Source organism: Dactylosporangium sp. CA-052675 (assembly GCF_050947935.1).
Taxonomy (GTDB): Bacteria; Actinomycetota; Actinomycetes; order Mycobacteriales; family Micromonosporaceae; genus Dactylosporangium.
The window spans coordinates 554,839-567,059 of sequence record NZ_CP192010.1 but is presented as its reverse complement, the minus strand read 5'-3'; the positions used below and the strand labels follow the sequence as shown (position 1 = coordinate 567,059).

The 12,221-nt window shown below is 66.5% G+C and carries 9 protein-coding genes and 2 pseudogenes; 5 read left to right on the top strand and 6 right to left on the bottom strand.

Going from position 1 to position 12,221, the window contains the following annotated elements; genetic code table 11:
* Positions 1–26 precede the first annotated feature (26 nt).
* From ACQP1P_RS02550 to ACQP1P_RS02540, 3 genes and pseudogenes are all read right to left on the bottom strand, one after another.
* Positions 27–203: a helix-turn-helix domain-containing protein gene (locus ACQP1P_RS02550; RefSeq protein WP_433082730.1), complete on the bottom strand. Its 177-nt coding sequence runs from the start codon at positions 201–203 to the stop codon at positions 27–29.
* Positions 175–1,834, bottom strand: a pseudogene (locus ACQP1P_RS02545) (replication initiator). Before ACQP1P_RS02545 ends, ACQP1P_RS02550 begins: the two are co-directional and overlap by 29 nt.
* A complete protein-coding gene (locus ACQP1P_RS02540; RefSeq protein WP_433082728.1) occupies positions 1,831–2,232 on the bottom strand; it encodes a hypothetical protein in 402 nt (133 codons plus the stop codon). The pseudogene ACQP1P_RS02545 and the gene ACQP1P_RS02540 overlap by 4 nt, the downstream one beginning before the upstream one ends.
* A 108-nt stretch (positions 2,233–2,340) precedes the next feature.
* Between ACQP1P_RS02540 and ACQP1P_RS02535 the strand changes: the two genes are divergently transcribed.
* The 3 genes and pseudogenes from ACQP1P_RS02535 to ACQP1P_RS02525 form a co-directional block, all read left to right on the top strand.
* On the top strand, positions 2,341–3,213 hold the full coding sequence (locus tag ACQP1P_RS02535; RefSeq protein ID WP_433082726.1) for an XRE family transcriptional regulator: 873 nt from the start codon (positions 2,341–2,343) through the stop codon (positions 3,211–3,213).
* Between the two features lie 62 nt (positions 3,214–3,275).
* A complete protein-coding gene (locus ACQP1P_RS02530; protein WP_433082724.1) occupies positions 3,276–3,809 on the top strand; it encodes a GNAT family N-acetyltransferase in 534 nt (177 codons plus the stop codon).
* 46 nt (positions 3,810–3,855) lie between these two features.
* Positions 3,856–4,179: pseudogene (locus ACQP1P_RS02525) on the top strand (YdcF family protein); the annotation flags it as partial.
* Positions 4,180–4,295: 116 nt separating this feature from the next.
* On the opposite strand, the gene ACQP1P_RS02520 reads toward ACQP1P_RS02525, so the two are convergent.
* The 3 genes from ACQP1P_RS02520 to ACQP1P_RS02510 all read right to left on the bottom strand — a co-directional run bounded on the left by ACQP1P_RS02520 (position 4,296) and on the right by ACQP1P_RS02510 (position 9,006).
* A complete protein-coding gene (locus ACQP1P_RS02520) occupies positions 4,296–6,899 on the bottom strand; it encodes a S8 family peptidase (protein WP_433082722.1) in 2,604 nt (867 codons plus the stop codon).
* The gene (locus tag ACQP1P_RS02515) at positions 6,896–7,882 is read right to left on the bottom strand and encodes an AAA family ATPase (protein WP_433082720.1); all 987 of its coding nucleotides are present in this window, start codon (positions 7,880–7,882) and stop codon (positions 6,896–6,898) included. Before ACQP1P_RS02515 ends, ACQP1P_RS02520 begins: the two co-directional genes overlap by 4 nt.
* Before the next feature lie 557 nt (positions 7,883–8,439).
* The gene (locus ACQP1P_RS02510) at positions 8,440–9,006 is read right to left on the bottom strand and encodes a Uma2 family endonuclease (RefSeq protein ID WP_433082718.1); all 567 of its coding nucleotides are present in this window, start codon (positions 9,004–9,006) and stop codon (positions 8,440–8,442) included.
* A 630-nt stretch (positions 9,007–9,636) separates the two neighbouring features.
* On the opposite strand from ACQP1P_RS02510, the gene ACQP1P_RS02505 reads away from it, so the two are divergent.
* Positions 9,637–11,313, top strand: a complete 1,677-nt coding sequence (locus ACQP1P_RS02505; protein WP_433082716.1) for a hypothetical protein — start codon at positions 9,637–9,639, stop codon at positions 11,311–11,313.
* Between the two features lie 11 nt (positions 11,314–11,324).
* Positions 11,325–12,197 (top strand): dienelactone hydrolase family protein, encoded by an 873-nt coding sequence (locus ACQP1P_RS02500; RefSeq protein ID WP_433082714.1) that lies wholly within the window; start codon positions 11,325–11,327, stop codon positions 12,195–12,197.
* The last annotated feature ends 24 nt before the right edge of the window (positions 12,198–12,221 follow it).

Sequence of the window (12,221 nt, the reverse complement as noted above, 5' to 3'; positions counted from 1 at the left end):
GCACGCGACGTTGCCGGTCGCTCTTCCTAAGGCCGGACCTCGAAGATCCGGATGATCTCGGCCAGATGTTCATCGGTGAACCGATAGCTGCCACCGATCCACGCGAACGGGATACGGCGCCTGCGGGCCTGTTCCTTCACCCACCACTCAGAGCAGTCGAGGATCTTGGCGACCTCAGCCGGCCGGTGCAGCACCCGGTCCACTCCCTCCCGTCCCGGCCGGTTGGGCCGCCCGGTCCTTGGCCGCGTTGAGCGCGTTGCGCCACTGGATGCGTTGGGCGAGCGCGCGGAGCAGCCGATGTCGCATCGGTGGCAGGTCCGGATCGTTCGGCCGCGCCAGCTCCCACGCGACCGGCGCGGTCGACGTTTCGGGTTCGGGAGCCTCGACACCGAGCAGCGCCCGTACCCAGGCCTTGGCGTCGTACCGGTGGTCAGCGAGGGTCTTCCCGGACCAGTCCCGGGAGACGAGGATGCGCCGGCCGCCGATGCCGAGCGTCGAGCGCTGATGCACCCGGCCCTTGCAGTTGCCGGGCCGCAGCCGGGCGTGCGCATTCTTCGGCTGGATGCCGTAGAGCAGCCAGTTCGCGCACCGGTCCGAGCACGGCGTGACCCGCAACTCCCGCCAGAACCGCTCCAGGTGATCCCGCTGCCGATCGGTCGTGACCGCGTGACAGTCGGCCGCGGACTTGGCGATGTACTTCGTGATGTAGCCGATGGCCCGCTCGGCGTTGCTGTCGTTGGCGTTGACGCCCTCGGCCCGCAGCTGAGCACCGAACCGGATCACGTGCGCCGGCTCATCCTCGATCGCGTCCAGGGCCTCATCCCAGGTGACGAGCGGCCGACCCGTTTCGTCGCACCACGCTTCGGCGTCCGAGTTCCACAGTGGACGGCAGTTGGGTTCGTCGGCTTTCGGCCACCAGACCTGGTGGTAGGTCGCCGCCGCGACTTCCTTGAGGACGGCGCGCGGGATGGTGCCCCGAATCGCGAAATGCGCGTGCGGCGCCAAACGGCGTTGCGGCTCAACACATCCGGCGTCCTGCACGTTCCAGCCGACACAGCGGCGCAGGTTCTGCCAGAACCGATCGAGCAGCCGCGGGAATGCGATCGCATCCCAGGCCGCCCGCCGATAGTCGTACGTGGTCGGATCGACTGGAGAGCCATCCGACCGTACGGGGCCGTACGAGTCGAGCGTGACCGTCAACTACATCGAAGGCCGGTATTCGGCGCCGTTCGGGGCGGTGTAGGTCCGGCCGATCGTGCGCGGGTCGACCTTCTGTCGTGGCAGCGCCGGAGCGTCCTGACGGCGCTTGGTCGAGCGCTGCCGATTCGGTTCCGCCGGCTTGTCGTGCGGCGGTGCCACACTGCCCCGCAGCCCCTCGACCGCGATCGCGGTCTCAACCTCCCGGATCGCTTCATCGACCTCCGCAACCTGCTCCCACAGCGATTCCCGGACCGCCTGATCCCGGCCGTGTTCGAGGTGCGCCCGGAGACTGATCAGCGCCCGCTGGCCCTCGGTGGCCGGTTCCGGGCCGGGCGCGGGCTCGTCGGCGCGGTGCCAGCCCTCCCGGATCTGGACCTTCCGCAGCCGACGAGCCCGCTGCGCACACGGGGGACACTTGTCGTCCCGGGTCGCCCCGCACGGCACGTCGACAATCTCCGTCTTCCCGGCCGCCAGATCGGTCCGGCGCAGGCCAACCGGACGCAGACACGCCGTATTCGGCCGCCATGTCCTTGACCACGTCCGCAGCCAAGGGAATGAGCCGCCGGGCCGCCCGCGAACCAGGCCGGGGCTGTTGTTTCTCCGGTTCCAGTCCCGGAAGTGCGGTGATGGTCAACGGCCACCGCACCCGTGGCAGTGTGACTCCCGTGATGCGCTCACGGCGCCGACGACGATGAGCACCAGGACGCCAGTGACGATGACCGCGGTGAGGTGTGCGCTGATCCAGGCGATGAGCAGCCACGCGCCCCAGCCGAGCCCGCCCAGCACGGTGAGACCAGCCACGACGGCGGCGACCTGGCCGACGCGCTTCCAGGGGATGCGCTGGTACCACCGCGGCCGAGGGACGGGCTCGAGGAGCGTCACACCGATGGCGTACCGGCCACCGCCGAGCGACTGCGGACGTCCATACCGCACGAGGTGCCCCCGGGCATCGGCAGCGCGCAGAACGTTCGCGAGCTGCTCGGCCGGGCCGGTGAGGAAGTGTTCTACGGGCTGAAGGTCGTGGTTGGTCATCGCACGACTCCTGACGGGATCGCGCCCACGACATGCAGGGCGGGGCGCGGTTCGGGCAGCGGCTCAGGGATCGGTTCTTCGGTGGCGGGGATGTCGGGGTGTGCGTGGTTGGGCGGCCAGGAGTGCGGCGCCAGGCTCGCCCTCGCCTACCCGCAACGCCCGATCACCGAGCTACTCGGCGACCTGGTCGAGACGCAGGAGACGCTGTTCACCCTGATCGAGCGCCAGCAGCCGCTCACCCAGGCCCGGCAGCTGCACTTCCTCGCCGCCGTCACCAGTGGCCTACTCGCCAAGGCATCCCACGACCTCGCCGAGCCCCACGCCGCGATGATCCGGGCGCGGACGGCGGTCCTCTGCGCCGACCAGGCCGACCACCCCGGTCTTCGGGCCTGGCTTCGCGGACTCCAATCCCTGGTCGCCTACTGGGCCGGCCGCTACACCGAGGCCCTCCGCTACGCCGAGCAAGGCTCGACGTATGTCACCAACGCCGGTGGCACCACCGCGGTCTGGCTTCCGCTCAACGCCGCCCGTGCGCACGCCGCTTTGGGCAACTCCGAGCAGGCGATGCAGGCGATCCATGCCGCGGAGGACGCATGGGAGCGGGTGACGACCGACGAGGTTGACGAGCTCGGCGGCATCTGCGTCTTCAACCGCCCGCGGACCCTCTACTACGCGGCCGACGCCCTCGCGTGGCTGCCCGCCCAGGCGACGGACGCCATCAGCTACTCCACCCGCGCCGTGGACGCCTTCAGCAACCGCAACGACCCGGCATGGGCCTTCGGCGACCAGGCCGGCGCGCACACCAACCTCGCCATCGCCCGACTCGCCGACCGCGACATCGAGGGCGCCGAAGAGGCGCTCGCACCGGTGCTCGACCTCCCGCCCGAGCAGCGCATCAACGGCGTGGTGCAGTCGGCCCAGCGAATTCAGGCCGCGATCGTCCGCGCCGGCCTGGCCCAGGACGCGGCCGAGCTCATCTAGGCCATCGAGGACTTCACCCGCACGCCGCTGAAGGCAATCACGCACTGAGCGATGATCGGGGCATGTACCCCGTGACCCTTACCGGCCGCACCGTCGTCCTGCGCGAGTTCCGCCCCGACGATGCGGCCGGCGCGTTCCAGATCTTCGGCGACGACGCCGTAACCGCCTGGCTCTCCTTCGACAGCCACAGCCGCGACGAGGTCACCGCACTGATCAACGCCGCCATCGAGCGTGCCAGGCAGGAACCGCGGACGGAGTACTACCTCGCCGTCACGCTGCCGGAAGCCGACGAGTTGATCGGGTTCGCCCGACTTGGCTTCAATGGCGTCCAGGCCGCGAAGCTCGGCTACGCCATCCGCGCCGACCAGTGGGGGCACGGCTACGCCACCGACGCCGCACGGACGCTCATCAGCTTCGGGTTCGAGACGCTGGGACTGCATCGCATCTCGGCCGCCATCGGCCCAGACAACCAATACTCAGTCGCGGTCGTGAAGAACCTTGGCATGCAGTACGAGGGCCGCATACGCCACCACGTCTACACCTCGGGCGCCTGGCGCGACTCGCTGCTCTTCGGACTACTCGCCGACGAGGTATAGGCGTGAGCGTGACGGATGCCGACGAGAGCGCCGCAGCGACCACGAGGCGACAAACACGCAGCAGCACTTTGAACTGACCCGCGAGCTGCTCGACGAACGCGGGATCACCCGTACGGTCTGCAGTCGTTATGTCCCGCCCATACCAGCAGCGCCGCGCCTACGCGACTGGCAAGAAGCTCTGGCCCGAACTTGAGGTTGTCTGCGCGTCGAACCCGCTCGATCTCGACACCTACGTCCGCAGCATCGGCGACGTAAACAAGGTCGTTAGCACGATTGTTGGCGACACCCAGCGAGTCCCGTGTACGCGGAAAGAGGTTTTGCTGTTCCGCAGGAGGTCCCAATCTGCATCGAGGCGGCATATCAGCGTTGACACAGGCCGGCTAAACCAGCCATCTTCTGAAGTAGCGCCCACCAAATCGGGCTGATCGACCTCTAAACCAACTGCTAATTCAACGGACTCTCCGCAACGACGCGCCGCGAACCTACCTATCTCACCCGAGCACGAACCCGGGCTTGTATGCGCTCTTGCACTTCGGAGTACACCGGTACGCGGCTCCCATCAAGGGCTTCGAGCGTTACCGCAAGTCCGAAAGGAACGGTGCCCGAAAATGGCGTCCCTACAGCGCGGCAGTTGACCTGAACTGAAAGCACGTCGCCGTCCACGTAGGCGGCGGCTCGCTGACCCTCGAATACCTCATGCTGAACCGTTCCGCGCCGAACCGCGCGCCAATCAGAACCTGTACGAGTGACGGCTAGTGCGCCAACACGAGGCACCACAAATACCTCCGCTACGCGATGCTGTCGACTCCTCATGCGGACCGGCGTGAAGCTAGCGCACGTGATGATCAAGCGACGAGGAATTGTGTTTCTAGACAGGCTTGGAGGAAGCGGAAGGTCATAGCGCGCCCCCGCGTCTTGAGACAGGCGACCAAACCCGAAAGCTGTCGCGCGAGTTTCTGTGCAGCCGAACGACCGTTCCGCCTCTAATGCACCGTAGCCGTAGAATCGAGATACCGCCTCGCGCAGCTTCAGTGCGGGAACGTTGTCGAAGGCGTCGCGGACCTCTTCCCAGCTACGCGGCATCATGGAGGCATGCACTAGGAGAGCTTTGGTGAGGACGGGCCAATATTCATCTGGAATGGTATTTCCCGCGTCATCACGGAAAGCCTCAAGTTGTTCGAGGATTTTCCCGCCGAAATGCGAAGCGATGGCGGCCGCACCCGAGGTTCCATAGAAGAAGCGGGTCCCATTGAGGGAACCAGCTTCGGCGGGTGTTGCAGTACTGAGGCCGGGGCCAAGCGAGACCGCCTGGACTGGACGAAATTTCGTGACGGGGGAATAGAGCCCGCCAGGGGTCTCGCGGTAGAGTATCCGGCCGCCCGGGGCTACGAAGTCGGGTTTTATGCTTCGCTTATAGCCCATGCCCAGAGCCGATACTGGACTGGGCAGGCTCCCGCCGCCGCTCGCTGTGGTTGGCAAGAGGTCAGTCCGCTGCCCCACTACGAACTGAGGACATGCATCTGTGTGCAGCGCGCCGACACAGAGGCAATTTACAGCCTCGGACGGGCTGAGAATGCGGCGGCGCTCCGCTTCAGCTACGAGCAGTCGCAGGGTTTCGCTCCGCAGTTTGTCGCCGTCCATGGCAGACATACTGGCCGGACTATAGGGAAACACGATTTCGTTAGAGTGATTGCCGGCGCTGACGATGAAAAGGACGTTGTACTTGTAGGCTAGGAAGTCCAGCAGCCGTGCCCATGGACTTAGAGTGGTTGATAGCTGGATATTGGCGTCCCCGATGGACAAATTGATCAGCTTGATGGTGGGAGCCGCTGCGTCCGTCGTGCCGTTTTCGAACATTCGAACGAGGCAGCGGTGAACCAAATCAAGGGCCAATTCGTCGGGGGGTACTCGTTCGGATCTGTCAAATCCACCAACGGTCGGCCTCAAGACGGGGCGGACATAGATCGGTCGACTCAACGGGCCGTCAGAAGCGTTCAGATCGCCATGGATAACTAGGCTACAGGTCGCTGTGCCGTGTAGCCGTTCTGCAGCCAGGATGTCCTGTTCCCATCCATCAGGATCGTCCACCGTGAGCCGACCGTCTAGCAACTGGTGGCGCGTAAGGGGGAGCCCGTCCAGGACGGCTACGAGAGGCTTCTTGGTCTGGTTGGCCGGAGGTCGGACGATGCTCGGTGCGTCCGGCGGACTGTCGATGGCGGTCAGAGCGACCGCCGATTGAGCTTCAGGCCGCATGAATGCGATCTCGTCGGCCCGAATGAGTCGGACGTCATCAGCACTGTTGCGAAGGATCGGCTCGATTGTCTGTATTGGTAGCTCGACCAGCAGGGCGTGGTACGCAATGTCAACGATTAGTGAGGACGTGACGACGCGTCCACCGCTTGCTTCGACCAGCTGCGATACCTTGGCGTGGGCCGCAAGTCGCGCAGTCGGATCAGCCCGGAACCATAGTTCGATCTCTGCGGGAACAACCTGATCGCCGGCCTCGACTCTCTCTCGAAAGTCTTCGACGACTCCGGTGCCTCTAAGCCTGTCGGTTGTTGACCAACGACGCACATCTAGCAGCAGCTGGAACACATCACGCCACTTGGTCAATCCCCGAGGAAGCGTACGGCCTCTGCGGTAGAGCTGCCAGAGCTCAAGGAGCTCAGCCAGGGCGACCTGGTTGCTGGCCATAAGAAAGAGAGTGCCGTCGAACTGGGCGGTCGGGTTGGCGAGATCGGCGAACGTTTCGCCGCCGTCCACATCAGACTCGTCAACCTCCGCCAGGAACTCGAACCCGGCGATGCGGGATACTGCCCTGTAGAAGTCAGGAACGTCCCCGACGATCTCAAGGACAAGCACTAGCTCCGGATCTGTGCCCTGGAGTTCTGCCGCGATGCTGGCGGACTGCGTTTCAAGCGTTTGGAGCAAAGTGCTCCACTTTGCGCCGAGCCGTGCGTGCTGCTCGCTGGGGCTCGGTCTCCTGAGTTGTGCTGGGTGTCCGAAGGAGTTCGGCAACTTTTCGCGGGGGCCCATGGCGGGTTGTCCGAGCAGCAGCAGTGGCCGGAAGCCGTCCCGAGGGTGGGTCACTCGCCAGGCTCCCTCCGCTCCGATGGATTGGCCCTAGCGGCCCATCCTCTCAACAGTCCTTCAAGGAGCACATTATCTGTGCCCTCGTAGTCGCCCGCAAGGATCTGACGTCGTCGAAGCTCGAGCAGGAACTCGTCGAGTTCCGAGTAGCTCGTCGGCCCGAGTTTGTCAATAACGGATTTTAGTGAACGTGGTGTCGGAATCCCGATGCGGTCCTGTGTGCGATGCGCGAACGTCAGCCGCTCATCCCGAGTTGGTGCCGGCAATGTTAGGCGGAGCTGAAAACGTCGCCACACTGCTCGATCAAGTAGCTCACTATGGTTAGTTGCGGCGCACACTACAACATGTGTTGGCAGGCGATCCAGTTGGAGAAGAAGGGCGCTGACAATTCTCTTGATCTCGCCAGTATCGTGTTCGTCTCCGCGCTCTTTGGCAAGGGCATCAAACTCGTCAAGAAAAAGAACGCAGTGTTGACGTCGAACTTCTTCGAGAGCTCGGCCAAGATTAGCGCTCGTTTCACCCAAAAAGCTTGTAATTATGTTCTCATAGCGAATTGCGAATAGAGGAACTGCAAGTTCGGCGGCAAGTGCTTCCGCGCACGAGGTCTTACCATTGCCGGGCGGTCCTACTAATAGCACACGGTGCCTAGGTTCGATGTTAAACGAGCGCAGCAGGTCGGAGCGGTGCTGTTCCTCAACGAGCATCGCGAGTTCGTCGCGAACGACATCCGGCAAAGATAGGTCGTGAAGACGGCGTTTGGGGTATTGTTCAACTATTCCTTGATTCGCAGTGCGATCTGCCGCTTTAAAGTGGTGGGCCGCAGGTGCTCGGACGCTTAGAAGTTGCGCCAACTCGTCGGCGAGAACGGTATGCCTCTTGTTGCGCTCTTCGGCCGCTAGCGCTTCGACTGTGCTCCGAACTCGCTCGACGTCGCCAGCTAGCGCGGCCTGTACTAGGCGGAGGAGCAGGTCGGCTCTGGCCATAACTCCTCCTCGACGGTCTTGCGGGCCAATGATCAAGGAATGTACACGTCAGGTTTCATGGTACGAGCAAAGCTGACATCTTCGCCCACCGCCACGACCGTTCACGCTGCGTAACTGGCTGCCCGATCGCCTGCGCTTGTTTGCCCTACCGTCGTAGGGCGTTTCGGCTTTCCGTTTCTGTGTTGCACATGTTGCCGAACTTGGCCGTACTAGATCAAGGCGCCTACGGCGCAGCCCGCGCGCGGTCAGCCGGCTCGGCGTGCAAGCGGCGCCCGCGCTCCGCACCGGCGCCGGAAGCCCGCCGGCCGGAAGCCCACGCGCGGCCCGGACCGCAACAGCACTAGATATAAGGCCAGCCAGTTTCCGGCCGTCGATGGTCCCACAGCTCATTGACCCCGGCCCGCCGGGCTACAGACCGTCGCTCCCGCGGACACCGGTCGCTGCGCTCCCTGCCAGCTGATCCAACGGTCACGCTCTGCGCCTCCGGCGGGGCCTCCAGCCGGGGCCTCAGGGTTCCGGTGGGTGGACGACGGGTATACGGAGGGGCTAAGGGGCGATCAGGACGAAGCGCGGCGCGCGGTCAGCGCATCAACGTCGAGGCGGATCGCGAACGGGCGGTCAGAGGTAAGCGTCTCCCCCGAGCCGATCACCGCATGCTCGACGTAGTGCTCGCCCTCCAGGCGCAGGAGGCGCAACGTGACCGCGGACGGCTCCTCCGGCTCGATCAGCAGATACCAGCCGATCCGCGCGGCGGCGTACAGCTGCATCTTCACCAACCGGTCGGACGCCGCATTGCTGGGCGAGACGATCTCACCGACCAGATCAACGTCGGCCGCATCGATCGTCGAGCCCACATCGACCTCGGAGACCACCAGGTCCGGGATGACGATCCGGCCCGTCTGCAGACGGACGTTGACCGCCTCCAGAACCACGAGCCCCGCCTCCGTGGCGCCGGGGTCGAGGGCGTTCGCGATGCGGCGGGACAGGATCTGGTGCCGAACCCCCGGCGCCGGACTCACCAGCAAGCTCCCATCGATCAACTCGACCCGGTTCGGCGTCTCGCCCAGCGCGAAGTACTCGTCCTCGCTCCACGGACCCGGGTGCTCCAGCACGTCCACGCTCATCAGCGACTCACCCCCACGAACAGCGTCCCACGAGTGCCCGCCCGGCGACGACAGGCAGGCACTCGCTTGGGAGAAATCTGGGAGACGATCTTGCGAAAACGGCACTTGTAGCCCGACGTAGACCAACAAGTCCCAACACCCTGAGCTGCGGTTTCGCAAGATCTCCCTGTCCGGACGGACATACGTTCCTAATTCGGGACGAAGAGGCCGTCGGTTCAAATCCGGCTACCCCGACTTCGTGAAGTTCAAGATCAGGGCTGGTTTCCCGCAAACAGGGAGCCAGCCCTGATCTATTTCCTGGCTCCTCCCGGGACGGACCAGGAAAGCTGGGATCGCCCCCGAGCGAGAACATCGAGGATGCCCGGAGCACCAGGTCGCACACCGGGGCCGGGTCAACGGGATCCTGGATTCGACCCCAGGTCAGAAAGGAGCGAGACCCGCCGTCGGCGAGGCGTACCGAGATCGCCACCACGTTGTCCACGGCGGCCTTGTCGCATAAGCCCAGCCGCGGGGGCGGGGCCGACCGGCCGGAATGTGAGGCCGAGTCGTTTTCCGCGCCTCGGGGGACTCCCTCGGGTGAGAGGACGTGCTACCTTCGCCGTCGCGCGTCCCATGGCTCGGAGGTAACAAGTGGCGAACCGGTCGATCCAGACGGATCCGGAGCCCGAAGTCACGATTCGGTTCAGCGACCGGCAGGTGGTCTGGGCGCTGATGGCGCTCGCCGCGGTGCTCTACGCGATCGCCGCCAAGATGCGCCTCGGCATGCCGCCGCTCGGCGACGAGCCGCACTACCTCATCGAGAGCATCGCGCTCGGCAAGTATCACACCTTCGACCTCACCCAGGCCTACGCCAACGGGGACTTCCGGGTGTTCTACCCGCAGGACATTCAGGCCCACGTGTACCCGAACGCCGACGGCGTCATGGTGCCGCTGCACAACTTCGGCGGGCCGATCCTGTGGACGATCCCGTTCATGATCTGGGGTCGCATCGGGGCCCAGGCCGTCGTCGTGCTGGCCAGTGTGCTCACCGTCGGCATCATGTTCCGGATCATGCGCGAGATGGGCATCGCCCGGTCCTACGCGACGATCGTCACCGGGATCTTCGTGGTCGCGACGCCGATCTACATGTACGCCTCCATGCTGTTCATCGACCCGTTCGGCGCGCTGTTCGTGGCCTACGCCGTGCGCGTGCTGGTGGCCGCGCGACCGGCGAAGTGGCAGGTCGCGCTGGCCTCGGCGGGGCTGGGCTGGATGCCCTGGGTGCACGGCCGGTTCACGCTGTTCACCGTGATCCTCGGGGCGCTGCTGCTCCTGCGGGTCGACCGGGGCGGCGCGAAGGGCGTGCGGGCGCTGAGCGCGTACATCCCGGCCGCGGTGCCGATGCTCGTGCTGCTGCTCGCGCTCGAGATCTTCAACTACACCCACTACCAGTCGCTGAACCCGGCCCCCGGCAACTCGGCGCTCGGCGACGGACTGTTCCAGATCCCGCCGCAGCGGGGGCTCGCGGGGCTTCTGTTCGATCGGCAGTACGGCCTGATCAGTCACTTCCCCGTGCTCGCGCTCGCGGTGCCGGGCATGTTCCTGGTGGGCCGGCGCAACAGCCGGATGCAGGCGCACTGGATGCTGCTCGCGGTGATCCTGCCGTACATGCTCGCCATCTCCACCTTCCGCACCTGGTGGGCCGGGTTCACGCCGCCCGGGCGCCTGCCGGTCGTGCTCGTGCCGATCCTCGCGTTCTACGTGGCGGTGACCCTCCAGCGCCTGCACAGCTGGTTCCCGCTGGCGCTGGCCCTGGCCACCGGCGTGTTCGGCTTCCTGATCACCTTCACGGGTGACGTCAACCTGTTCTGGCGCTTCACCTCCGGCGGCGGCGACGGCAACGACCCGATCTTCACCTGGCTGGCCGGCAAGATCCGCCAGCCCGACATCGCGCGGTTCATACCGGCGGTCGAGACGAACCCGGGCACGGGCGAGAACTACTGGCCGTTCGTCCTCGCCTTCGCCGTCTGCGTGGCCGTCGCGGTCCTGTGGGGCAAGCTGGCCCCGGCCGACCGCATCCCCGACCGCACGCTGTGGAACTACATCCCGACGCCGCGCGAGCTGCTCGCCTCCGTCCGCCGCCGTCCGGCCCCAGCCGCGTCGTCGGCCCCGGCTCCGGCGCCCGCGTCCAAGGCGCCGGGGGCGCCCGCGGCCGCGCCCGAGCCGGTGCCCGTCCCCGCCGCCGAGGCGGAGCACTCCGAGGGTGAGTCGGACCAGCCGAAGCTGGATTGGCCGTTCCCTCCGGCGGACCGGACCTCCCAGCACTAGCGTTGAGGGGCGTGAACGACTACCTCACGTCCGAGGTCGTGGTCGACTACGCCGACGGCCTCATCAACCGCCGCGAGGCCCTGCGGCGCCTCTCCCTGATGGGTGTGGGCGCCGCGCTGGCCGCCTCGATGCTCGCCGCCTGCACGGACCCGGCCCCCGGCCCGGGCGCGTCCGCGTCCGCGTCCGCCCCGGCGAGCGCGGCCGGCCCGGCCCCGCTGCCCACCGAGCCCATCGCCTTCGACGGGCTGCAGGCCGCGTGGGCCGCGGCGGCGAACCCGCGCGGCGCCGTGCTCGTCATCCACGAGAACCGCGGCCTGACCGACCACATCCGCTCGGTCGCCGGCCGCCTGGCCGCGAGCGGGTTCTCGGCGCTCGCCCTGGACCTGCTCTCGGAGGAGGGCGGCACCGCGCGGTTCACGGACCCGGCCCAGGCGACGGCGGCCCTGAACGCCGCCGACCCGGCCCGGTTCATCGAGGACATGCGCTCGGCCCTCGACGAGCTGCAGCGCCGCGCGCCGGCGGCCCGGCTCGCGGCGACGGGGTTCTGCTTCGGCGGCGGCGAGGTGTGGCAGCTGCTGGCTGCGGGCGAGCCCCGGCTGGCGGCCGCGGCCCCGTTCTACGGCCCGTTCCCCGACGCCGCGACGCTGAACGGCTCGAAGCAGGCCGCGGTCCTGGGCATCTACGGCGAGCTGGACTCGCGGGTCAACGCGACCCGCGGCGCGGCGGAGGCGGCCCTGTCGGCGGCGGGGATGACGCACGAGCTGGTGACCTTCCCGGGCGCGAACCACGCGTTCTTCAACGACACGGGCGAGCGCTACAACGCGACGGCCGCGGCGGAGGCGTACACCCGGCTCGTCCAGTGGTTCACCGAGCACCTGGCCTGAGCGGGCCCGCGCCGCAAACGGCGA

Excerpts from the sequence above, each read along its gene's own strand:
- ACQP1P_RS02540 (WP_433082728.1), bottom strand. The coding sequence starts at position 2,232 with ATGACCAACCACGACCTTCAGCCCGTAGAACACTTCCTCACCGGCCCG.
- ACQP1P_RS02530 (WP_433082724.1), top strand. The coding sequence starts at position 3,276 with ATGTACCCCGTGACCCTTACCGGCCGCACCGTCGTCCTGCGCGAGTTC.
- ACQP1P_RS02515 (WP_433082720.1), bottom strand. The coding sequence starts at position 7,882 with ATGGCCAGAGCCGACCTGCTCCTCCGCCTAGTACAGGCCGCGCTAGCT.
- ACQP1P_RS02510 (WP_433082718.1), bottom strand. The coding sequence starts at position 9,006 with ATGAGCGTGGACGTGCTGGAGCACCCGGGTCCGTGGAGCGAGGACGAG.